Genomic DNA, 21,223 nt, shown 5'->3' on the forward strand with positions numbered 1-21,223 from the left:
TCGATTATTTGCGCTAGTCGCGCTTGCGCGACGCCTTCTCTTGCAGTCCCGACATCGTGGTGCGCTTCTCCAGCGCGGCCTCGACATCCTCCAGCTTCACGCCGCGTGACTTCAACAGAACCAGCAGGTGAAACACGAGATCGGCACTTTCCGCGATGAGATGATCGCGGTCATTCTCGACTGCGGCGATCACGGTCTCGACCGCTTCCTCGCCCAATTTCTTGGCGCAGTGCTCCGCGCCCTTGTCGAGCAGCTTGCGGGTATAGGACGCCTCGCCACCCGTTGCAGCGCGGGCGTCGATGGTGGCGGCCAGATCGTGAACCGTGAAACGCGACATCAACTCAACTCAAGCATGCGCACCGGCACCGCCAGGGTGCCATCCCTAACTGGGGACTTAGCATTTTTGTGACAAGGAGTCCCAGATCACTCTGTTTCCGGACCACGCGCTAGGGATCGAGCCGCATCGGCAGGCCGGCGCGCACCATGTGATCCTTGGCCTGGCGGATGGTGAATTCCCCGAAGTGGAAGATCGACGCGGCCAGCACACCGGTAGCGTGACCCTCGCGGACGCCATCGACCAGGTGATCGAGATTGCCGACGCCGCCGGACGCGACGACCGGTACGGGGACACTGTCCGCGATCGCCCGGGTCAGTGGCAGGTCAAAGCCCTGCCGCGTGCCGTCCCGGTCCATCGAGGTCAGCAGGATCTCGCCGGCGCCGAGCGCGACGACTTCCTGGGCATATTCGATGGCATCGATCCCGGTGGCATTACGCCCACCATGGGTGAAGATCTCCCAGCGGTCCGAGCCGCCGGCGCGCTTGACCCGCTTGGCATCGATCGCAACCACGATGCATTGCTCGCCATACTTCTCGGCGGCTTCCTTGACGAACTCACGCCGGCTGACCGCCGCCGAGTTGATCGAGACCTTGTCGGCGCCGGAGCGCAGCAGGATCTTGATGTCGTCGACGGTGCGGACACCGCCGCCGACCGTCAGCGGCATGAAGCAGGCCTCCGCCGTTCGCCGCACCACATCCAGCATGATGCCGCGGTTTTCATGGGTGGCGGTGATGTCGAGGAAGGTGAGCTCGTCGGCGCCGGCGGCGTCATAGGCGATCGCGGCCTCGACCGGATCACCGGCATCGCGCAGATCGACGAAGTTGACGCCCTTGACCACGCGCCCGTCCTTGACGTCCAGACAGGGGATCACGCGAACCTTGAACATGGTCTCCTCCTAGGCCGCGTTGCGGATCAGCTTGAGGGCAGCCGCCGGATCGAGCCGTCCGTCGTACAGAGCCCGGCCGACGATGGCGCCGGCAAGCTTCTTCGCACGAGGCTCAAGCAGCGCCTTGACGTCGTCGATCGAAGCGAAGCCGCCGGAGGCGATCACCGGAATAGAGATCCGGTCGGCGAGCGCGATGGTCGCATCGAGGTTGAGGCCCTTGAGCAGGCCGTCACGCGCGATGTCGGTGAAGATGATCGCGGCGACGCCGGCATCCTCGAATCGCTGCGCGATTTCGAGCGCGGTCACATGCGAGGTCTCGGCCCAGCCCTCGACCGCGACCTTGCCGTCGCGCGCATCGAGGCCCACCGCGACGCGGCCGGGGAATTTTCTCGCCGCGCCCTTCACGAGCTCGGGATCGCGCACCGCGGCGGTGCCGATGATCACGCGCGTGATGCCCTTGTCGAGCCAGGCCTCGATGGTCTTGAGGTCGCGAATGCCGCCGCCGAGCTGCACCGGCATCTTGACGGCCTTCAGCATCGCCTCCACCGCATGGGCGTTCATCGGCTTGCCGGCGAACGCGCCGTCGAGATCGACGACGTGGAGATATTCGAAGCCCTGCGCGGCGAAGCTCTTGGCCTGCGCCGCCGGATCGAGATTGAACACGGTGGCGCGCGCCATGTCGCCCTGCTCCAGGCGCACGCACTGGCCGTTCTTCAGATCAACCGCTGGAAAGAGGATCACGGCTTCCACTTCAAGAAATTGGAGATCAAAGCGAGGCCGAAGCGCTGGCTCTTCTCGGGGTGAAACTGGGTACCGATCGCGGTGTCCTTGGCCACGATCGCGGTGACCGGCCCGCCATAGTCGGCGCGCGCCAGCACATCCGCCTCGTTGGCGGCGTTGAGGTGGTAGGAGTGCACGAAATAGGCGTGACGCCCCTTCGGTCCGAGCGGCAGCCGCTCCAGCACCGGGTGCTCGCGCACCATGTCGAGCGTATTCCAGCCCATGTGCGGGACCTTCAGGTTCTCGTCGCGCGGCTCGATCTTGACGACATCGCCGCCGATCCAGTTGAAGCCCTCGGTAATCACGTGCTCCTTGCCGCGCGTCGCCATCAGCTGCATGCCGACGCAGATGCCGAAGAACGGCCGCGCCTTGACCCGCACCGCCTCGGTCAGCGCTTCCAGCATGCCGTCGACCGCATCGACGCCGCGGCGGCAATCGGCGAATGCACCGACACCGGGCAGCACAATGCGGTCGGCGCGATACACCGCATCGGGATCGCGCGTCACCTTGATGGCTTGCGGATCCTCCATGCTGCGCGCGGCGCGCTCGAAGGCCTTCGCCGCCGAATGCAGATTGCCGGAGCCGTAATCGATGATTGCAACGGTCATCGCGATCCTCCTGGCTCTGGAAACAATCCGATGATGCCGCCTTGCGGCATCGGCGGGGGTTTTGAGAATGACTGGCCCGGCACGTCCCGGGTCGGCGGCGGGCCACCGCGATCGACCGAGCGCTGGTCGTTGAGGACGCCGCGATGCCGCGCGGTCCAGCGCTCGAAGAAGCGGCGCTCGGCGGCATCCACATTGTCGGCGACCACGACGTCGAGCTGGCGCCATTTGCGCCGCGACAACGTCCAGCGTTGCAAGGTTGCGGCCTCCAGCCCGATCAGCACCATCAACACCAGGTCGACGAGCAGGATCGCGCCGCGGCCGATACCGAGCTTGGCCAGCGCAAAATCGATCGCGAAGGTGAGGACGAGCCAGCCGATCAGCGCTAGCCAGAGCCTGTTCCAGGCTAGCCAGATCGCACCCGCGACCGCGGCCCAGACATGGAAGCCGTCGCGCACGAAGACGAACTTGTCGGTCGCCGCGAGATCGGCGCCGTTGGCCACGGGGGCATGCACTGTGTAGACCGGCATCGAACGCTCCGCCGAGGATGGACTCTTACTTACCGCATGATCTCCGGGAAAACCGGTGCCACCGTGCCCGGATCATGCTCCCGGGGATCAACCGCCGAGCTGACCCTTTGTCGAGGGCACCTCGCCCTGGGCCCGCGGATCGATCGCAACCGCGGTCCGGAGCGCCCTCGCCAAACCCTTGAAACAGGATTCGGAGATATGATGGCTGTTCTCGCCATATAGGGTCTCGACGTGGAGAGTCACGCCGGCGTTCATCGCGAAGGCGTTGAACCATTCGCGCACCAGCTCGGTGTCGAACTCGCCGATCTTGTCGCGCGGGAACTCGACCTTGAAGACGAGCACCGGACGGCCGGAAATATCGATCACGACGCGCGACAGCGTCTCGTCCATCGGCATGTGGATCGAGGCGTAGCGGGTGATGCCGGCCATGTTGCCGAGCGCCTGCTTGACGGCCTGGCCGAGCGCGATCCCGACGTCTTCGGTGGTGTGGTGGTAATCGACATGGAGATCGCCATCCGCCTTCACCGTGATGTCGATGCGCGAATGCCGGGCGAGGAGATCGAGCATATGGTCGAAGAAGCCGATCCCGGTCGAAACCGTGGATACGCCTGCCCCGTCGAGGTTGACCGTCACCTCGATGTCGGTCTCCTTGGTCTTGCGCTTGATGGTTGCGGTGCGCATGAAGATTAAGCTTTCCCGTGCCGAAAACGCCGGTCTTTTAACAGGCTGATGTCACCTTCGCTACTGCGGGATGACCTCGAAATGACCCAACTTCAGGCCATGGTGACCGGAAATCCTTGCTAAATCGGCCCCGATTGTAACCCCCTGCCCGACCGCCTAAATCTGCCCGGAAGAGAGGTAACCTATGCAAGCATCCCAAAATGAGCTGCCGGTCTGGCATGGCACCACGATCTGCACCGTCCGCAAGGGCGGCAAGGTGGTGATCGGCGGCGACGGGCAGGTCTCGATTGGCCAGACCGTGATCAAGGCCAACGCCAAGAAGGTCCGCCGGATCGGCAAGGGCGACGTGATCGGTGGCTTTGCCGGCGCCACGGCCGACGCCTTCACCCTGTTCGAGCGGCTGGAAAGCAAGCTGGAGCAGTATCCGGGGCAGCTGACCCGGGCGGCCGTCGAGCTCGCCAAGGACTGGCGGACCGACCGCTATCTGCGCCGGCTGGAGGCCATGATGATCGTGGCCGACAAGGACGTCTCCCTGGTGCTGACCGGCACCGGCGACGTGCTCGAGCCCGAATCCGGGGTGATGGCGATCGGTTCCGGCGGCAATTACGCCCTCGCCGCAGCCCGCGCACTGGTCGATACCGACAAGGACGCCGAGACCATCGTCCGCCGCGCGCTGGATATCGCCGCCGATATCTGCGTCTACACCAACCGTAACGTGACGATCGAGACGATCGGCGGCTGAGCATGGCCGGCCGCTACCATTTCCGCCCGATGACGCCAGCCGACCTGCCGCAGATCAAGCAGTGGCTGTCGCTGCCGCATGTCCGGGAATGGTGGGGCGATCCGGCGGAGCAGTACGCGCTGGTCAGCGGCGACCTCGACGAGCCGGCGATGGACCAGTTCATCGCCGCGACCGACGAGGGCGATATCGGCTATATCCAGTGCTACGCACTGACGGCGTGGAATGCCGGTTTCGGCGCACATCCGGCCGGCACCCGCGGCATCGATCTCTTCATCGGCGAGCCCAGCATGATGACAGGCGGTCACGGTTCGGCGCTGATCCGCGCCTTCGTCGAGGAGCTCGTCGCGCAAGGCGTGCCGCGCATCGTCATTGATCCCAATCCGGACAATCCCCGCGCGATCCGTGCCTATGAGAAGGCCGGCTTTCAGAAGGTCCGCATGATCGATACGCCTGATGGCCCGGCGCTGCTGATGGTCCGCGACGCATGACGGTCGCGCCAAAACCCGAGGCCGGCGTTTCAGCGTGGCAATGGCTTGCGATCGCCGCTGCACTGCTCGCATTGCAGGCGGCACTGCTCTATGCGATGGGCCGCTTGCCGATCTGCGCCTGCGGCTATGTCAAGCTCTGGCACGGCACGGTTCAGAGCTCGGAGAACTCGCAGCACATCGCCGACTGGTACACGCTGTCGCACGTTGTGCATGGCCTGCTGTTCTATGGCCTGACGTTCCTACTGCTGCCGCGGCTCGCCTGGCCGGGGCGACTGATCGTCGCGATGCTGATCGAGGGCAGCTGGGAGCTCGTCGAGAACTCCAACTGGATCATCGAGCGCTACCGCGCCGGCACGATCTCGCTCGACTATTACGGCGACACCATCGTCAATTCGGTGTCGGACACGCTCGCAATGGTTCTCGGCTTCCTGTTGGCGCGCAGGCTGCCGATCGCCGCAACCGTCGCGCTCGGCGTCGTGTTCGAAATCGTGATGCTGCTCCACATTCGCGACAATCTGACCCTGAACATCATCATGCTGATCCACCCGTTCGAGGCGATCAGGCAGTGGCAGGCCGGGCCACCCATCCTTTAGGCGGCCGCTTGCCGAGAGCGCGATTTCAACCTAGCTAGAGCCCATGACTGACTTCTCCCCCCGCGAAATCGTTTCTGAACTTGACCGTTTCATCGTCGGCCAGGCCGACGCCAAGCGTGCCGTCTCGATCGCCTTGCGCAACCGCTGGCGGCGGCTGCAGCTGGCCGGTTCCCTGCGCGAGGAGGTTCTGCCCAAGAACATCCTGATGATCGGGCCGACCGGCGTCGGCAAGACCGAGATCGCGCGGCGGCTGGCCAAGCTCGCAGGTGCGCCGTTCCTCAAGGTCGAGGCCACCAAGTTCACCGAGGTCGGCTATGTCGGCCGCGACGTCGAACAGATCGTCCGCGACCTCGTCGAGGTTGCGATCGCGCAGACCCGTGAGCGCAAGCGAAAAGACGTCCAGGCCCGTGCCCAGCTCGCCGCCGAGGAGCGCGTGCTGGATGCGCTGGTCGGCCCGGGATCGAGCCCGGCGACGCGTGAATCGTTCCGCAAGAAGCTGCGCGCCGGCGAGCTCAACGACAAGGAAATCGAGATCGAGACCCAGTCGTCGGGCAGCGGCATGCCGATGTTCGAGATCCCCGGCATGCCCGGCGCCCAGATGGGCGCGATCTCGCTCGGCGACATCTTCGGCAAGATGGGCGGACGCAGCAAGACCCGCCGCCTGACCGTGGAGGGCTCGCACGAAATCCTCGTCAACGAGGAATCCGACAAGCTGCTCGACACCGACCAGCTGGTGCTGGAGGCGATCAACGCGGTCGAGAACAACGGCATCGTGTTCCTCGACGAGATCGACAAGATCTGCGTGCGCGAGAACCGCGCCGGCGGCGATGTTTCGCGCGAGGGCGTGCAGCGCGACCTGCTGCCGCTGATCGAGGGCACCACGGTCTCGACCAAGCACGGCGCGGTCAAGACCGACCACATCCTGTTCATCGCGTCGGGCGCCTTCCATATCGCCAAGCCGTCGGACCTGCTGCCGGAGTTGCAGGGCCGCCTGCCGATCCGCGTCGAATTGCAGGCACTGACCCGCGACGACATGCGCCGGATCCTGACCGAGCCGGAGGCGTCGCTGATCAAGCAATACGTCGCGCTGATGAAGACCGAGGGCGTCACCCTCGACATCACCGACGGTGCGATCGACGCGCTCGCCGATGTCGCGGTCGCCGTGAACTCCACGGTCGAGAATATCGGCGCGCGCCGGCTGCAGACCGTGATGGAGCGGGTGCTCGACGACATCTCCTTCACCGCGCCCGATCGTCACGGCGAGACCATCCAGGTCGACGCCGACTACGTCACCAAGCATGTCGGCGATCTCGCGAAGAACGCCGATCTCAGCCGGTTTATTTTGTAGGCGCCCGCCCCGCAGTCGTCCCGGCGAAAGCCGGGACCCATAACCCCCACAGCCCGCGGTGACGAAGACTCGGGCCCACATTCCTTCTAGAACTACGTTCGGTGGTTATGGGTCCCGGGTCGCGCTTCGCTTGCCCGAGACGACGACAGTGGGCAATCAATGATTCTGCGAACGTGGCAAAACCCCTGGCGCCTGATGCTGGCCGTCAACGCGGCCGTGCTGGCCGGGGTGTTCCTGCACAAGATCGCGCTGCCGCCCTTCGTTCCCTACATCCATCTCCTGGTCGACTATCACTACGGCTTCACCAAGCGCGCGCTGGTCGGCGCGATCGTGTCGCTGTTCACCGACAAGGTGCCGGTGTGGCTGGTGTTCGCGCTGGCCGGCGCGATTTGGCTGCTGACGCTCGGGCTGTTCGTCAGACTGTTTCAGCGAACGTTCGGCTTAGAAGATGCGCATTGGCCGTTGTTCGTCTTCATCGCGGGATCGCCGTTCTTCCTGAAGAATTTCATGCACACGCTCGGCCATTTCGACATCTATGGCTGTGCGTTGACGATCGTGCTGCTGCTGATCCCGGCGCGCTCGGTCATGTACGTGCTGATTGCAGCAACGTTCTCGATCGCGCTGATCCTGGTTCATCACATCTTCGTCCTGATGTATGTGCCGGCGATCGCCGCGATCGTGGTGCTGCGCTTCTATCTGATGCAGGGCGCGACACCGCGAAACATCGCTGTCGGGCTTGCGGCGCTCGCCGCGGTCGGCATCCTGTTCCTGGTCGCGCAGTTCGAAGGCACCGTCGACGTGCCCTATGACGAATTCATCCGTCACCTGCAAAGCCGGATGGCCGATCCCTCCCGCACCGATCTGCTTCAGTTCGGCTACATCTGGTACCAGCCGCTGTCGAAGGAGTTCGCCGACACCTGGGCGCGGATGCCCTCGAACATCCTGGGCGTGCCGGTGTTCGCGCTGCTGATCTGGCTGCACACGCCGCTGTGGCACTATTTCGCGCGATTGATCGAAGCGCTCGCCAGCGAACTGCATCGCCGCATCGTGCTCGCCGCGCTCGTCATGATCAGCGCCGGCTATGGCGTGATGTTCGTGACCGTGTTCGACTATTCGCGCTGGATCTCGAACTGGGCGGTCTGCATGTTCCTGATGCTGCACGCGGTAAAAATGCTGCCGGCGTCGAAGGATGTGCCTGTGATCCCCGCGGACGACCGCAAAACAACGGTCCTCGGCTGGATCGTCACGCTGATCCCACGCGTCGGGATCGTCAGACCCTTTTAGGTTCAGCGCGCCCGCCGGACCCGCACATAGAGCGCGCCCTCGCCGCCATGGCCGATATGCGCCTCCTCGAAGCCGACCACCAGCGAGCGGAATTCCGGCAGGCTAAGCCATTCCGGCACCTGGCGGCGCAGCACGCCGCGCTCGGACTCCAGTCCGCCGACCTTGCCCTTGCCGGTGATCACGAGCACGAAGGTCAGCCCGTCAGAGTGCGCGCGCTGCAGGAAGGCGAACAGCACGCGGTGCGCGCGCATCTGGGTCATGCCGTGCAGATCGAGTCGCGCGTCAATCTCCTGCCGGCCGCGCGACAGCTTTGTACGATCGCGGCGGCCGATCGGCGCCAGCGGCGGCACCTGCGGACGCGGCGCCGGTGCGGCCTTGACCGACGTCACCGGCTTGACCGGGATCGGCTTCGCTGCAGCATGATGGGTGGCCGGATCAGCGGCGACAGCATGGGCCTTCGGCACGGCGGGTCTCTTGCGCAGCGGCTTGACCTGCTTCGCAACGCTCTCCCATAGCGCACGCTCCTCCTCGCTCAGCGCGCGTTTGCGCCGCGACGGAGCGGACAGATCGGGGATCGGCGCGGGTCGTTTCATTGCTCGCGGTGATGGCGATAGCGCCTGTAGCGCCGCTTCTCCGGTTGCTGCGGAATGTCGGGCCGGGCTACCGGCAACGGCACCGGTTCTGCCACAGGTGCGGCCTGCGCGACAGGGGTTGTTGCCGGAGAAGCGGCGGGCGCGGCATCCTTCGCGGCCGGGCTTTTGGCCGCGTCCTTGCTACCGGCCTTGGCAACCGTCGCCGTCGACACATCAGCGGGCTTCGCCGCCGGCTTGTCCTTCTGCGGATCGGTCTGCGGAAACAGTTTTGCGATCTTGGCCGAGGGACGCTCGTCAGGGATCGGCAGCTTGTGGCCGCGCGCGACTGGATCGAGCCCCTTCGGGACCAGCATCACGAACTGCATATTGTGCCGCAGCCGGCCCGAGACCTTTCCGGCGTCGGCGCCGGCGCCGAAATAGAGATCGGCGCGCGCGGGGCCGACGATCGCCGATCCGGTGTCCTGCGCGATCATCAGCCGGTGGAACGGGGTCTTCGACTGCTCCGATTCGATCGGCAGCTCGCCCGCGATGAAGAACGGCGTGCCGTAGACATGCAACGCCTTGTCGACCGCGATCGAGCGGCCGGGCGTCAGCGGCACGCCCTGCGCACCGACCGCTTCGTCCTTGTCGGACAGCGGCACCTCGCGGAAGAACACGTAGGCGCGGTTCTGCCGCCGCACCTCGTTGGCGCCGTCGGGATTCTGCTCCATCCACTCCCGGATCTTCTGCATCGACATCTGCTCCCTCGGGATGATGCCGCGGTCGATCAGGACGCGCCCGACCGGCGTGTAGGGATAGCCATTATGTGCATCGTAGTTGATGCGCAGCGTGGTGCCGTCCTCGAACTTGATCCGCGCCGAGCCCTGGATCTGCGCGAACAACAGATCGGTCTGGCTCTTCAGCCAGCAGATCTCGAGCCCGCGGCCGGCGATCGCGCCGTCCTCGATCTGGGCGCGGTCGTAATACGGCACGAGCTTGCGCCGGCCGATCTTGCGGTACACCGGACCGCTGTTGGGCAGGCCGACCGACGCTTGCGTCTTGCCGCGCACGAACAGGTTGGACGGGCGGCGGTAGACCGGAACGTTGTAGACGTCGGTCTGCGTCTTTGAGCCGTCCAGCACCGGCTCGTAATAGCCGGTGACGAAGCCGGCGTCCTCGCCGAGCCGCGAGATGCGCAGCGGCACGAAATTCTGCTCGAAGAATTCCTTTGCCTTGACGCCGTCGCTGAGCTCGAGCCCCTTGGCGATCCGGCAGGGATCGCGCAGCGAGCTGCCAAGCGCTTTCGACTCCGCCGGCGCGCCCTGTTGGGCCGCGATCGGCTTGCAGCTGGTACGGAACGCCTTGTAGGCGGCGAGATGATCGTCATCGCCCCAACCGGCGACGTTGGCCCAGGTCAGCGGCTCATACTGGCTGCCATTGACCTGCAGCGGCAATTCCAGATTGGGATAGGGGATTGGGTGGGTATGCTCGTGCCGGGGCGGCGGGTGCCGGCTCGACCTGTAGCGTGCGGCAATCGCCGCGGTGGAGCACACAACGGCGAGCGCGCAGCACGCGATCGCGAGGCGCCCGTAGCTGAGATGTCTAGTGAGCGCTTCCAGTGCCAACCAGCTTCCAATTCGGATCGCGGGAAGTCGAGTCGCGGGCGAATGTCCAGATGTCGGTGATGTCGGCGACCTTGTCCGGGCTGCCGTCGACGATGGCTCCCGCCTTGTCGCGGGTGACCGAGATCATCTGCGACACGAAACGGACAGTCAGCTGGGTCGAGCGGTCGCGCGTCTCCGCGCTGACGATCTCGGCCTTGTCGATCGAGACGAACCGCGTCTCGGTCTTCTGCTCGGCCTTCTCGCGATCCTTGATCGCGGCTTCGAAGCTCTCATAGACCTCGGTCGACAGCAGGTCGCGCAGCGCGCGGCGATCGCCATTGGCGAAGGCGAGCACGATCATTTCATAGGCCGAGCGGGCGCCCGAGAGGAAATGCCGCGGATCGAACGAGGAATCCTGGGCGGCGACCGTGTCGAGACCCTGCGCCAGCGGCGTGCCGGGCTCGGCGATGCCCTTCCAGCGTTCGGTCGGCTCGACCGGTTCGGCGGGCGCGGCCGGAGCCGGCTGATCAATCACCGATCCCGGGATCGGCACGACGTTGTTATCCTGGCCGCGCTGCAGGACGTTGGGTGCTGCACGATCATACGGCGGCCGCTCGCTTCCCGTGCGCTGTCCGAGAACGCTGCGCAGGCGCAGGAAGATAAACACGGCCAGCGCCAGGAAGATGATGGTGTAGATATCCACGTCGAGTTCGCTTTCTGGTCTCTGCCGGCAACGGGCCGGGCATCAAAGCGTTCCCGGTCGGGAACGGCAGAGATTACATCACCGATTAAGTCCGCAGCATGTAGGCACGAAACTATGCCCGGCCAATGGCGCTTTTTGGCACGGGCAAGTGTAGCGCGTTTTGACCCCGGGGGGAAACCCGTTCCTGCCCGGAAATCGCGCATCTTCAATAATTTAGGAAGCCGTTAAGAGATTGGGCGGAGGTTCGGCTTGCGCATCCTTCGCCGGCGATTTGGCGGCAAGGCCCGCTGGCACGCACTTCGTCGTCCTTGTGGAGCGAGCCGGGCCTATGATAGCCACTCGCCCGGCATCGGCATTTCCAAACCCTAACGCGTGCCGTCGGACATCCTGTCCATCGAGCGCTGCTCCAGGAGACATTTCATGACCAATGGCAACGGCGCCCCCGTCGAACAGGCCGCTCCCCAGCTCAACGTGCTGGCGCAGTACACCAAGGACCTGTCGTTCGAGAACCCGAACGCGCCAGCCTCGCTCGGCCAGCAGCAACAGCAGCCGGCGATCAACATCCAGATCAACGTCGGCGCCAACAACCTCTCCGAGAACGAGTACGAGGTGATCCTCTCGATCGAGGGCAAGGCCGAGACCGGCGGCAAAGTGATGTTCAGCTTCGACCTCGCCTATGCCGGCGTCTTCCGGATCGTGAATGTGCCGAAGGAGAACCTCCACCCGCTGGTGATGATCGAGTGCCCGCGGCTGCTGTTCCCGTTCGCCCGCGAGATCGTCGCGACTTCGGTGCGCGACGGCGGCTTCCCGCCCTTGCTGCTCGATCCCGTCGACTTCGTCGGTCTCTACCGCCAGAACATGGAACGGCAGGCTGCCGCCCAGGCCGCTTCCGGCGCCAAGCCGAGCTGATCGGCTAGTCTACCCCCGTCATTGCGAGCGCAGCGAAGCAATCCATCCCCGAAGGGGGAGATGGATTGGTTCGTCGCTGCGCTCCTCGCAATGACGAAGAGTTACAGCCCCCAATATAATCAAGGATTTCAAGCCGCCGGGGCTGCAGCAGGCGCTGGCGGCGGCAGGTAATCGTTCCAGATCGGCTTGTCGCCCAGGGTGGCGACAAAGGCCCGGTGGGCTTCCCGGTCCACCTCGCTGACCCGCGCCACCAGCGGGATCTCGCGCTGCCGCCGCGGCGCATCACTGTGGCCGCCCATGCGCGCGTCAGATGCTTCCGACGCCAGGATGAGCTGCGACTGCCGCGCCCCGATCAGGTCGATATAGACCTCGGCCAGCAGCTCGGCGTCGAGCAAGGCGCCGTGCTTGGTGCGGCGGGAATTGTCGATCTGATAGCGCGAGCAGAGATCGTCGAGCCGGTTCGACACGCCGGGATGCTTGCGCCGCGCCAGCAGCAGCGTATCGACCAGGCGGTCCTTCGGGATCGCCTTCCGCTTGATGCGGTCGAGCTCGGCATTGATGAAGCTGATGTCGAACGACGCATTGTGGATCACCAGCGGCGTATCGCCGATGAAGGCCAGGAACTCGTCGACCACTTCGGTGAACAGCGGCTTGGAAGCCAGGAACTCGGTCGACAGCCCGTGCACGTTGAACGCTTCCACCGGCATGTCGCGTTCGGGATTGATGTAGACGTGGTAGGTCTGCCCCGTCGGCATGCGGTTGAAGATCTCGACGCAGCCGATCTCGACCAGACGGTCGCCGCGCAGCGGATCGAGGCCAGTGGTTTCGGTATCGAGAACGATTTCGCGCATGACGTAAGGTAATCCGGAACGCGGGCGAATCAGGCCCGCCGCTGCGGCATCTTAGCAACCTCGGCCAGGATGTCGCGGATGCGCGCCCGCACCGGATCAAGCCCGTGCGAGGTATCCACGATGAAATCAGCGCGCTTGCGCTTCTCGGCGTCCGGCATCTGCTTGGCGATGATGGCATCCAGCTTGGCGGCATCCATGGTGCCGCGCGCCAGCACGCGCTCGCGCTGCAGTTCCGGTGAGGTGGTGACGACGACGACGGCATCGACGCGTTTCTCGCCGCCGGTCTCGAACAGCAGCGGGATGTCGAGGACGACGATGGGTGCGCCCGCGGCCTCTGCGTCGGCGAAGAATTTCTGACGCGATGCGCCGAGCATCGGATGCACGATCTGCTCGAGCTGCTTGATCGCCACGGGGTCTTGCACCACGCGTGCCGAAAGTTTTGCACGGTCGACCTTGCCGCCGGCGGTGGTGCCGGGAAAGGCGGCCTCGATCGCCGGCGCGGCTTCGCCTTCATAGAGCTGATGCACGGCCGCATCGGCGTCGTAGACCGGCACGCCCGCCTCTATAAACAGTTTGGCCGTGGTGGATTTCCCCATCCCGATCGAGCCGGTCAGTCCCAAAATCAACATCGGTTCAGCATCTCTCCGTCGCCGCGCCTCGGCATCTTCACACCGCGAGCAGTTTTTCGTGGCGCAGGAAGGCGAGCAGCGACAATAGCGGCAGGCCGAGGATGGTGAAATGGTCGCCTTCGATCCGTTCGAACAGATGCACGCCGAGACCTTCGAGCTGATAGGCGCCGACGCTGGTCGTCACCGCCTCCCCGGCCTGGTCGAGATAGGCCGCGATCTCGCCGGCACCGAGCGGCCGCATCGTCATCCGGGCGACGCTGACATCGTCGAACAGGACTTTGCCATCGCGCGCCACCGAAACCGCCGAGTGCAGCGCGTGGGTCTGTCCGGCGAGCACACCGAGCTGCTCGGCTGCCTGCACGCGGCCGGCAGGCTTGCTGAACATCCGCTCGCCCAGTGCCAGCGTCTGATCGGCGCCGACGACATATTGTCCGGGTTTCTGCCGCGAGACGAATAGCGCCTTCTCGCGCGCCAGCAGCGATGCGATCTCGCCCGGCGCCGAAAGGCCGGAATTCTTCTGCACCGCGCGTTCGTCGATATCGGCCGGCAACGCCTCGAAATCGAGACCAGCGTTTTCAAGCAGCATCCTTCGCGCGCGGCTTTGCGACGCAAGGATCAGCTTTTGGGAGCCGCGCCAGATGCTCATGATTTGGCGATCATTCCGACGGCCGCGCGCGCTGGCGGTCGTTGTACAGCTTCATGATCGCAGCCGCTGTCTCCTCGATCGAACGCCGCGTCACGTCGAGCAATGCCCAGTTGAACTTCGCGCTCAGACGACGCGCGAATGCGACTTCGTCGGCCACCGCCTGCTTGTCGATGTAGGTGTCGTTGTCACGGTCGCCCATCGTGAGCAAGCGGTTCTGCCGGACCTGGATCAGGCGCTCCGGCGTCGCATGCAGGCTAACCACCAACGGCTTCTTCAGAGTCTCGAGCTGGTGCGGCAGCGGAATGCCCGGCACCAGAGGCACGTTTGCAGTTCTTATGCCGCGGTTGGCGAGATAAATCGAGGTCGGGGTCTTCGAGGTGCGGGACACACCGACCAGCACGACGTCGGCCTCCTCGAGGCCTTCGACATGCTGACCGTCGTCATGGATCATCGTGTAGTTCAGCGCGTCGATGCGGCTGAAATATTCCGCGTTCAGCACGTGCTGCGCGCCGACACGGCCGGTCGTCGCGGCACCCAGATACGCCTCGAACAATTGCATTACCGGCCCGATGATCGACAGGCTCGGAACGTTGATTTCCTTGCACTTGCCTTCGAGCCGGCCGACCAGATCCTTCTCCAGCAGCGTGAACAGCACGATGCCGGGCGATTCCTCAATCTCGTCGAGCACGCGATCGAGCTGCTTCTGGCTGCGCACCAGCGGATAGACATGCTCGACCGCGGTCACGTTGGCGTATTGCGCGGCGACCGCGCGGGCCACGGTGATCAGCGTCTCGCCGGTCGAGTCCGACACCAGATGCAGGTGGAAATAATTGGAAGTCGTCGGCACCAGAGCCCCTGTCTATCCTGTGAATCCCTGTGGAGGTCGAGGAGAAGAATCCGGGTCCGCCGCCCCGCCCGTGAATATCTCATCCCTTTCTTCACAGCACCCCGCAAAAGGATAAGTCGGCGTCATGGCGGCGATGATAGTGAACCGGTGTGGATTTGTCTCTTCATAAGCTGGCCATGGAGCTGCGCAACCATTTGAGCAGAGCGGCAGATTCCGGATATCGGCTGCCGCGGGGCGGGATGTTGAGGGATGTGAACAAGCCCGCAAGAACGGCTGGATCGCATTGCATGAGTCAAATTCACTGCCATTAAGACTCAAACCTTACATTCTAAAATTAATTAGGTTTAGGAGAGCCGTGTGTGCGGATATGTATCCGTCCCTCGCTTGTGAAGCTTTGCTCGCAAGGCTGAGCCCACCTGAGTTGTTTCCTGCCGAGCTGTTCCCCGAAAGGCATCGCCGCGATGTTGTATGACTGGATCAAGGCCCTGCACGTCGTTGCGGTGATTTCCTGGATGGCGGGCATGCTCTATCTGCCGCGACTTTTCGTCTATCATTGCGAGGCCGAGCCCGGCTCGAAGCAGTCGGAGACCTTCAAGGTCATGGAACGCCGGCTTTTGAAGGCGATCATCAATCCCGCGATGATCGTGACCTGGCTCGCCGGGCTTTACCTGGCCTGGGCCGGACACTGGTACCTTTCCGGCTGGTTTCACGTCAAATTTACGCTGGTGCTCGTCATGTCGGGTATCCACGGCTTTTTGTCCCGCTGCGTGAAGGATTTCGCCGCCGACCGGAATCAGCGAACCCAGAAATTCTACCGCATTATCAACGAGGTGCCGACGCTGCTGATGATCCTGATCGTCATCATGGTGGTCGTGAAGCCGTTCTAGACATTGCGATGCCCAGGACGCATGCTTCAGTCCTTCTTGCGAAGGACGGATCGATTTTCTATATAGGTTTTATCCCACCCCACGCAGGCGGATGTGGTCGCGTTCCGGTTCTTTTCGGGCCGGCGCCGCATCAGGTTTGAAAGCCCAAACGGCACTTTCCTGGCTGAGACCTGCGGACCTTCCTTTGGCGTCCGCTTTTTCCAGAGCCACCTCGCACCCCTTCCCTACTTACTTCCTCACAGGACGACCCCGATGCGGGAAATCAAACTCCAGGACCTCAAATCGAAAACGCCGGCCGAGCTCGTCTCGTTTGCGGAAGAGAATGGGGTCGAGAATGCCAGCACCATGCGGAAGCAGGAGCTGATGTTCGCAATTCTCAAGCAGCTCGCGATCGCCGAGACCGACATTATCGGTGAAGGCGTTGTCGAGGTGCTGTCCGACGGCTTCGGCTTCCTTCGTTCGCCCGACGCGAACTATTTGCCCGGCCCCGACGACATCTATGTTTCGCCGTCGCAGATCCGCCGTTTCGGCCTGCGCACCGGCGATACGATCGAAGGCCATATTCGCAGCCCGAAGGAAGGCGAACGCTATTTCGCGCTGCTGAAGGTCAACACGCTCAATTTCGAAGACCCGGAAAAGTCGAAGCACAAGGTCAATTTCGACAACCTCACGCCGCTGTTTCCCAATCAGCGTTTCCGCATGGAGCTCGAGGATTCCACCAAGAAGGACCTTTCCGCGCGCGTCATCGACATCGTCGCGCCGATCGGCAAGGGCCAGCGCGCGTTGATCGTGGCGCCGCCGCGCACCGGCAAGACGGTGCTGATGCAGAACATCGCGCACTCGATCACCGCCAATCATCCGGACTGCTATCTGATCGTGCTGCTGATCGACGAGCGTCCGGAAGAAGTCACGGACATGCAGCGTTCGGTGAAGGGCGAGGTGGTGTCGTCGACCTTCGACGAGCCCGCCGTGCGCCACGTCCAGGTCGCCGAAATGGTGATCGAGAAGGCCAAGCGCCTCGTCGAGCACGGCCGCGACGTCGTGATCCTGCTCGATTCGATCACCCGCCTCGGCCGCGCCTACAACACCGTTGTGCCGTCATCCGGCAAGGTGCTGACCGGCGGTGTCGACGCCAATGCGTTGCAGCGCCCGAAGCGCTTCTTCGGCGCCGCGCGCAACATCGAGGAGGGCGGTTCGCTGACCATCATCGCGACCGCGCTGGTCGACACCGGCAGCCGCATGGACGAAGTCATTTTCGAAGAGTTCAAGGGCACCGGTAACTCCGAACTGATCCTCGACCGCAAGGTCTCTGACAAGCGGACCTTCCCGGCGATCGACATCGCCCGCTCCGGCACCCGCAAGGAGGAGCTGATTACCGATCCGCAGGTGCTGAAGAAGATGTACGTCCTGCGCCGCATCCTCAATCCGATGGGCACCATGGACGCGATCGACTTCCTGCTCGACAAGCTCCGGAACACGAAGAGCAATTCGGAATTCTTCGATTCCATGAACACTTGAGGCCGAAGAGAATAGTGCGGCCGAAGAGAATAGGGCGCTCCGCAAAACGGGGCGCCTTTTTCATGCTGCGGGTTTGCTGCGGCGGAGTGCAGCATAAATCGAACTTCGACGGTACGCCGAATATTCATATAACATACTGATATTGTTTATGTTTATTATACATGCTTCTGGGCAGACCGGCTGAACCGCAGCAAAATTGCTGCATGGCTGCCGCAATGAATCTCGATCATATTGCGTCGCAGCATTCTGCAACACCGCATGCGAAATGAGAGCGGCATTGCCTTTGCCGACTAGCTTGGGAAGAAATAAGCGATGCATCCGCGCGACCAGACGATCTTCGCTTTATCCTCCGGACGGCCGCCAAGTGCGATCGCCATCGTCAGGCTGTCTGGCCCAATGGCCGCGTCGGTCATTGAAGGACTGGTGGGCAAGACGCCTGCGCCGCGAATGGCAACCCGCGCGCTACTCCACAATTCGAACCATCTGCCGATCGACGACGCGGTGGTGTTGTGGTTCCCCGGCCCGGCGAGTGCGACCGGCGAGGATGTCGCCGAATTCCATGTCCATGGTGGACGCGCGGTGCTGTCGGCGTTGTTCGATGCCGTCGGATCATTCGACAATGTGCGACCGGCCGAACCCGGCGAGTTCACCCGGCGGGCGTTCGAGAACGGCAAGCTCGACCTGACCGAGGCCGAAGGCCTCGACGACCTGATCCACGCCGACACCGATCGCCAGCGGCGCCAGGCGCTGCGGCAGTTGAAAGGGCTGCTCGGCGATCGCGCCCGCGACTGGCGCGAGCGGATCATCGCGGCGTCGGCGCTGATCGAGGCCGGCATTGATTTCTCGGACGAAGGCGATGTCCCGGCGGAGCTGGTCGCGCCGGCGCTTGAGCGGATCCGCGCGCTGCACGACGAGATCAAGGAAGTGCTTGCGGGGCAGGGCCAAAGTGAACGGCTGCGCGACGGCCTGGTGGTTGCGATCGCGGGCCCACCGAATGTCGGCAAATCGACCCTGATCAACCAGCTGGCGAAGCGCGAGGTCGCGATCGTTTCGCCGCAGGCCGGCACGACCCGCGACGTGATCGAGGTGCAGCTCGACCTCGACGGCTATCCCGTCACAGTCATCGACACCGCCGGGATTCGCGAGACCGACGACCCGGTGGAGCAGGAGGGGGTTCGCCGCGCCCGGGCCCGTGCCGCGGAAGCTGACCTTGTGCTTTGGCTGGCTGACAGCGGGGTCGCGAAGGCTGGGCACGGCGGTACGGCGCCGACCTGGCTGGTGCGAAACAAGATCGACCTGGTCAGGGCTCAGTCGGGCGAGGGCGGTAGCACCCCCGAGTTTAGGATCTCGGCAGCCCGCGGCGACGGCCTGTCTGAGCTCATCGCCGCACTGGTCGGTTTCGCCCACGACTATTTCGGAACCAGCGAAGGCGGCTTGATCAGCCGGGCCCGACAGCGCGGGTTGCTCCAGGAGACTGTTGACGCTCTCCAGCGCAGCATTGATGTGGTCGGGCAGGGTGAGGAGCTTGCGGCGGAGGAACTTCGCAGGGCGGCCACTGCACTCGGCCGTCTGCTCGGTCGGGTCGACGTCGAGGACATCCTGGACGTCATTTTCCGCGAGTTCTGCGTCGGGAAGTAGCCGCGCTGGGAACTGTTTCACGTGAAACATGGTTTCGGACTGGTTAATGAACCCCCTCTCGTTTCACGTGAAACATCTGACTTGGCGTGACCGTCTGTTTCACGTGAAACAGCTCCAATGTTGTTGCGGGCGGGCAGGATCGATCCATATTTCGGTCAGATGGACCGGCCCCGGCCGGCGATCTCAACTTCGTTCTTCCGGCTTTCATCACTCCACGATAGAAGTCCGGCCATGACTTCCAGGGCAGACTCATTCGACGTTATCGTCATCGGCGGCGGCCATGCCGGCTGCGAGGCCGCGAGCGCGGCTGCGCGGATGGGCGCGAAGACGGCCCTGGTGACGCATCGTTTCGCGACCATCGGCGCGATGTCCTGCAATCCTGCCATCGGCGGGCTCGGCAAGGGTCATCTGGTCCGCGAAGTCGACGCACTCGATGGTCTGATGGGTAAGGTCGCCGATGCCGGCGGCATCCAGTTTCGCATGCTCAATCGCCGCAAGGGTCCGGCGGTCCGCGGTCCGCGGGCCCAGGCCGACCGCAAGCTTTATGCGGCCGCGATGCAGGCCGCGATCACCGAGACCGCGAACCTCAGCGTCATCGAAGGCGAGGCGGATGAGTTGGTCGTCGTTGATGGGCGCGTCACCGGCATTCGCCTGGGCGATGGCCGTCAATTGTCCGCCGGTGCGGTCGTCATCACGACCGGAACCTTCCTGCGCGGCCTGATCCATCTCGGTGAGAAGAACTGGCCGGCCGGCCGTGTCGGCGAGGCGCCTGCCATGGGTCTATCCGCTTCGTTCGAACGGGCGGGTTTTGTGCTCGGCCGGCTCAAGACTGGGACGCCGCCGCGGCTCGACGGCACTACGATAGACTGGTCGGCGGTCGAAATGCAGCCCGGAGACGATCCGCCGGAGACGTTTTCGGTCATGACGGACCGGATCACGACCCCACAGATCCAGTGCGGCATCACCCGGACCACGCCGGCGACCCATGACGTGATCCGGGCCAATGTGCACCGTTCACCGATGTATTCCGGCCAGATCAAGAGCTCCGGACCGCGCTATTGCCCCTCGATTGAGGACAAGATCGTTCGCTTTGGCGATCGCGACGGCCATCAGATCTTCCTGGAGCCGGAAGGGCTCGACGACGACACGGTCTATCCCAACGGCATCTCGACGTCGCTGCCGGAGGAGGTTCAGCTCGCGATCCTGGCCAGCATTCCCGGCCTCGAGCGGGTGAAGATGGTCCGGCCGGGTTACGCAATCGAATACGATCATGTCGATCCGCGGGAGCTCGATCCGACCCTTCAGACCAAGCGCCTGCGTGGGCTTTTCCTGGCCGGCCAGATCAACGGCACCACGGGATACGAGGAGGCGGCGGGGCAGGGCATCGTTGCCGGCCTCAACGCCGCACTGGCCGCCAGTGGGACCGATCCGATCGTGTTCGACCGCGCTGACGGCTATCTCGGCGTGATGATCGACGACCTCGTGACCCGGGGGATCACCGAGCCGTATCGCATGTTCACCTCGCGCGCCGAGTACCGGCTGACGCTGCGGGCCGATAATGCCGACCAGCGGCTGACCGACAAGGGCATCGCCCTCGGATGTGTCGGTGCCGCCCGCGCCGAACGCCACCGAACCAAGATGTCGGCGCTGGACGCAGCGAAATCCCTGGCGAAGTCGCTTGCGATCACGCCGAATGAAGCCGCCAAGCATGGTCTCGCCCTCAATCGCGACGGCAATCGCCGCTCCGCCTTTGAGTTGCTGGCCTATCCGGAGATCGAATGGCCGGCAGTCCAGGCCATCTGGCCGGAGTTGTCGGCCATTGACCCTGCGATCGCGGTGCACCTCGAGATCGATGCCAAATACGATGTCTATCTGAAGCGCCAGACCGCCGACGTTGATGCCTTCCGGCGCGACGAAGGCTTGGTCCTGACCGATGTCGATTATGCTGATGTGCCCGGTCTCTCGAACGAAGCGCGCGCCAAGCTGCAGAAGGCGCAGCCGCGGACGGTCGGGCAGGCGGGCCGGATCGACGGCATGACACCGGCGGCCCTGGGTATCCTGGCGGCCTACCTGCGACGCGAGGCGCGACGGAAATCGGCCAAGGCCAGCGCCTGACGTTTCACGTGAAACAATGCGGCCTTACGC

General features: G+C 64.0%; 24 protein-coding genes. 10 read left to right on the top strand and 14 right to left on the bottom strand.

From position 1 onward, the window contains the following. Positions 1-13: 13 nt before the first annotated feature. The 6 genes from CK489_RS08565 to hisB form a co-directional block, all read right to left on the bottom strand. Complete coding sequence (locus CK489_RS08565) at positions 14-337, bottom strand: phosphoribosyl-ATP diphosphatase (protein ID WP_050628077.1); 324 nt, start codon at positions 335-337, stop codon at positions 14-16. A 109-nt stretch (positions 338-446) separates the two neighbouring features. Beyond that, complete coding sequence (gene hisF / locus CK489_RS08570; protein ID WP_095732004.1) at positions 447-1,223, bottom strand: imidazole glycerol phosphate synthase subunit HisF; 777 nt, start codon at positions 1,221-1,223, stop codon at positions 447-449. Positions 1,224-1,232: 9 nt separating this feature from the next. Next, complete coding sequence (gene hisA / locus CK489_RS08575) at positions 1,233-1,964, bottom strand: 1-(5-phosphoribosyl)-5-[(5-phosphoribosylamino)methylideneamino]imidazole-4-carboxamide isomerase (protein WP_095732095.1); 732 nt, start codon at positions 1,962-1,964, stop codon at positions 1,233-1,235. Then, positions 1,961-2,611 carry an imidazole glycerol phosphate synthase subunit HisH gene (gene hisH / locus CK489_RS08580; RefSeq protein WP_050628007.1) on the bottom strand — a complete coding sequence of 217 codons (651 nt, stop codon included), beginning with the start codon at positions 2,609-2,611 and terminating at the stop codon, positions 1,961-1,963. Before hisH ends, hisA begins: the two co-directional genes overlap by 4 nt. After that, on the bottom strand, positions 2,608-3,138 hold the full coding sequence (locus tag CK489_RS08585) for a DUF2628 domain-containing protein (protein WP_095732005.1): 531 nt from the start codon (positions 3,136-3,138) through the stop codon (positions 2,608-2,610). Before CK489_RS08585 ends, hisH begins: the two co-directional genes overlap by 4 nt. Positions 3,139-3,225: 87 nt before the next feature. Further along, entirely contained in the window at positions 3,226-3,819 is a 594-nt protein-coding gene (hisB, locus tag CK489_RS08590) for an imidazoleglycerol-phosphate dehydratase HisB (RefSeq protein WP_021078165.1), read from the bottom strand. Positions 3,820-4,003: 184 nt separating this feature from the next. On the opposite strand from hisB, the gene hslV reads away from it, so the two are divergent. The 5 genes from hslV to CK489_RS08615 all read left to right on the top strand — a co-directional run bounded on the left by hslV (position 4,004) and on the right by CK489_RS08615 (position 8,274). Next, positions 4,004-4,561: an ATP-dependent protease subunit HslV gene (gene hslV, locus CK489_RS08595; RefSeq protein WP_024583062.1), complete on the top strand. Its 558-nt coding sequence runs from the start codon at positions 4,004-4,006 to the stop codon at positions 4,559-4,561. A gap of 2 nt (positions 4,562-4,563) precedes the next feature. Next, a complete protein-coding gene (locus tag CK489_RS08600; RefSeq protein ID WP_050628004.1) occupies positions 4,564-5,049 on the top strand; it encodes a GNAT family N-acetyltransferase in 486 nt (161 codons plus the stop codon). Further along, positions 5,046-5,642 (top strand): DUF2585 domain-containing protein, encoded by a 597-nt coding sequence (locus CK489_RS08605; RefSeq protein WP_095732006.1) that lies wholly within the window; start codon positions 5,046-5,048, stop codon positions 5,640-5,642. Before CK489_RS08600 ends, CK489_RS08605 begins: the two co-directional genes overlap by 4 nt. Before the next feature lie 43 nt (positions 5,643-5,685). Then, entirely contained in the window at positions 5,686-6,990 is a 1,305-nt protein-coding gene (gene hslU / locus CK489_RS08610) for an ATP-dependent protease ATPase subunit HslU (protein ID WP_095732007.1), read from the top strand. 159 nt (positions 6,991-7,149) lie between these two features. Beyond that, positions 7,150-8,274 carry a hypothetical protein gene (locus CK489_RS08615; RefSeq protein ID WP_095732008.1) on the top strand — a complete coding sequence of 375 codons (1,125 nt, stop codon included), beginning with the start codon at positions 7,150-7,152 and terminating at the stop codon, positions 8,272-8,274. A 2-nt stretch (positions 8,275-8,276) separates the two neighbouring features. Here the strand turns inward: CK489_RS08615 and CK489_RS08620 are convergent, their stop codons facing one another. The 3 genes from CK489_RS08620 to CK489_RS08630 are packed head-to-tail and all read right to left on the bottom strand — an operon-like array spanning position 8,277 to position 11,153. Further along, on the bottom strand, positions 8,277-8,867 hold the full coding sequence (locus tag CK489_RS08620) for a Smr/MutS family protein (protein ID WP_095732009.1): 591 nt from the start codon (positions 8,865-8,867) through the stop codon (positions 8,277-8,279). Next, on the bottom strand, positions 8,864-10,465 hold the full coding sequence (gene mltA / locus CK489_RS08625) for an MltA domain-containing protein (protein WP_198960879.1): 1,602 nt from the start codon (positions 10,463-10,465) through the stop codon (positions 8,864-8,866). The genes CK489_RS08620 and mltA overlap by 4 nt, the downstream gene beginning before the upstream one ends. Further along, the gene (locus CK489_RS08630) at positions 10,449-11,153 is read right to left on the bottom strand and encodes a Tim44/TimA family putative adaptor protein (RefSeq protein ID WP_095732011.1); all 705 of its coding nucleotides are present in this window, start codon (positions 11,151-11,153) and stop codon (positions 10,449-10,451) included. Before CK489_RS08630 ends, mltA begins: the two co-directional genes overlap by 17 nt. A 420-nt stretch (positions 11,154-11,573) precedes the next feature. Here CK489_RS08630 and secB point away from each other — a divergent pair, with 420 nt between their 5' ends. Further along, positions 11,574-12,062 (top strand): protein-export chaperone SecB, encoded by a 489-nt coding sequence (gene secB / locus CK489_RS08635; RefSeq protein WP_021078157.1) that lies wholly within the window; start codon positions 11,574-11,576, stop codon positions 12,060-12,062. Positions 12,063-12,190: 128 nt separating this feature from the next. On the opposite strand, the gene dnaQ is transcribed toward secB, so the two are convergent. From dnaQ to CK489_RS08655, 4 genes are read right to left on the bottom strand one after another with little or no spacing between them, the layout of a single operon-like run. Then, positions 12,191-12,913 (bottom strand): DNA polymerase III subunit epsilon, encoded by a 723-nt coding sequence (gene dnaQ / locus CK489_RS08640; RefSeq protein ID WP_050627998.1) that lies wholly within the window; start codon positions 12,911-12,913, stop codon positions 12,191-12,193. Positions 12,914-12,942: 29 nt separating this feature from the next. Then, positions 12,943-13,542, bottom strand: coding sequence for a dephospho-CoA kinase (coaE, locus tag CK489_RS08645; protein WP_095732012.1), 600 nt, complete (start codon positions 13,540-13,542; stop codon positions 12,943-12,945). Positions 13,543-13,579: 37 nt separating this feature from the next. Next, positions 13,580-14,188: a Maf family protein gene (locus CK489_RS08650; protein ID WP_095732013.1), complete on the bottom strand. Its 609-nt coding sequence runs from the start codon at positions 14,186-14,188 to the stop codon at positions 13,580-13,582. A gap of 10 nt (positions 14,189-14,198) precedes the next feature. Next, complete coding sequence (locus tag CK489_RS08655) at positions 14,199-15,035, bottom strand: pyruvate, water dikinase regulatory protein (RefSeq protein WP_050627995.1); 837 nt, start codon at positions 15,033-15,035, stop codon at positions 14,199-14,201. A 464-nt stretch (positions 15,036-15,499) separates the two neighbouring features. Here CK489_RS08655 and hemJ point away from each other — a divergent pair, with 464 nt between their 5' ends. Together hemJ and rho are read left to right on the top strand one after the other, a co-directional pair. Then, a complete protein-coding gene (hemJ, locus tag CK489_RS08660; protein ID WP_095732096.1) occupies positions 15,500-15,922 on the top strand; it encodes a protoporphyrinogen oxidase HemJ in 423 nt (140 codons plus the stop codon). A 252-nt stretch (positions 15,923-16,174) separates the two neighbouring features. Continuing rightward, positions 16,175-17,440 (top strand): transcription termination factor Rho, encoded by a 1,266-nt coding sequence (rho, locus tag CK489_RS08665; protein WP_021078151.1) that lies wholly within the window; start codon positions 16,175-16,177, stop codon positions 17,438-17,440. Between the two features lie 290 nt (positions 17,441-17,730). On the opposite strand, the gene CK489_RS42595 is transcribed toward rho, so the two are convergent. Then, on the bottom strand, positions 17,731-17,853 hold the full coding sequence (locus tag CK489_RS42595; RefSeq protein ID WP_283806272.1) for a hypothetical protein: 123 nt from the start codon (positions 17,851-17,853) through the stop codon (positions 17,731-17,733). Between CK489_RS42595 and mnmE the strand changes: the two genes are divergently transcribed. Both mnmE and mnmG read left to right on the top strand, forming a co-directional pair. After that, on the top strand, positions 17,810-19,078 hold the full coding sequence (gene mnmE, locus CK489_RS08675) for a tRNA uridine-5-carboxymethylaminomethyl(34) synthesis GTPase MnmE (RefSeq protein ID WP_245350301.1): 1,269 nt from the start codon (positions 17,810-17,812) through the stop codon (positions 19,076-19,078). The two genes, CK489_RS42595 and mnmE, sit on opposite strands and share 44 nt — an antisense overlap. Positions 19,079-19,309: 231 nt before the next feature. Next, positions 19,310-21,193 (top strand): tRNA uridine-5-carboxymethylaminomethyl(34) synthesis enzyme MnmG, encoded by a 1,884-nt coding sequence (gene mnmG, locus CK489_RS08680; protein ID WP_095732015.1) that lies wholly within the window; start codon positions 19,310-19,312, stop codon positions 21,191-21,193. Positions 21,194-21,223 lie beyond the last annotated feature (30 nt).

This window comes from Bradyrhizobium sp. UFLA03-84, from assembly GCF_002289535.1.
GTDB classification, from domain to species: Bacteria; Pseudomonadota; Alphaproteobacteria; order Rhizobiales; family Xanthobacteraceae; genus Bradyrhizobium; species Bradyrhizobium viridifuturi.

Coding starts and splice junctions, on each gene's coding strand:
- CK489_RS08565 (WP_050628077.1), bottom strand. CDS start 337: ATGTCGCGTTTCACGGTTCACGATCTGGCCGCCACCATCGACGCCCGC.
- hisF (WP_095732004.1), bottom strand. CDS start 1,223: ATGTTCAAGGTTCGCGTGATCCCCTGTCTGGACGTCAAGGACGGGCGC.
- hisH (WP_050628007.1), bottom strand. CDS start 2,611: ATGACCGTTGCAATCATCGATTACGGCTCCGGCAATCTGCATTCGGCG.
- CK489_RS08585 (WP_095732005.1), bottom strand. CDS start 3,138: ATGCCGGTCTACACAGTGCATGCCCCCGTGGCCAACGGCGCCGATCTC.
- hisB (WP_021078165.1), bottom strand. CDS start 3,819: ATGCGCACCGCAACCATCAAGCGCAAGACCAAGGAGACCGACATCGAG.
- hslV (WP_024583062.1), top strand. CDS start 4,004: ATGCAAGCATCCCAAAATGAGCTGCCGGTCTGGCATGGCACCACGATC.
- CK489_RS08600 (WP_050628004.1), top strand. CDS start 4,564: ATGGCCGGCCGCTACCATTTCCGCCCGATGACGCCAGCCGACCTGCCG.
- CK489_RS08605 (WP_095732006.1), top strand. CDS start 5,046: ATGACGGTCGCGCCAAAACCCGAGGCCGGCGTTTCAGCGTGGCAATGG.
- hslU (WP_095732007.1), top strand. CDS start 5,686: ATGACTGACTTCTCCCCCCGCGAAATCGTTTCTGAACTTGACCGTTTC.
- CK489_RS08615 (WP_095732008.1), top strand. CDS start 7,150: ATGATTCTGCGAACGTGGCAAAACCCCTGGCGCCTGATGCTGGCCGTC.
- CK489_RS08620 (WP_095732009.1), bottom strand. CDS start 8,867: ATGAAACGACCCGCGCCGATCCCCGATCTGTCCGCTCCGTCGCGGCGC.
- secB (WP_021078157.1), top strand. CDS start 11,574: ATGACCAATGGCAACGGCGCCCCCGTCGAACAGGCCGCTCCCCAGCTC.
- dnaQ (WP_050627998.1), bottom strand. CDS start 12,913: ATGCGCGAAATCGTTCTCGATACCGAAACCACTGGCCTCGATCCGCTG.
- coaE (WP_095732012.1), bottom strand. CDS start 13,542: ATGTTGATTTTGGGACTGACCGGCTCGATCGGGATGGGGAAATCCACC.
- CK489_RS08650 (WP_095732013.1), bottom strand. CDS start 14,188: ATGAGCATCTGGCGCGGCTCCCAAAAGCTGATCCTTGCGTCGCAAAGC.
- rho (WP_021078151.1), top strand. CDS start 16,175: ATGCGGGAAATCAAACTCCAGGACCTCAAATCGAAAACGCCGGCCGAG.
- CK489_RS42595 (WP_283806272.1), bottom strand. CDS start 17,853: ATGACCGACGCGGCCATTGGGCCAGACAGCCTGACGATGGCGATCGCA.
- mnmG (WP_095732015.1), top strand. CDS start 19,310: ATGACTTCCAGGGCAGACTCATTCGACGTTATCGTCATCGGCGGCGGC.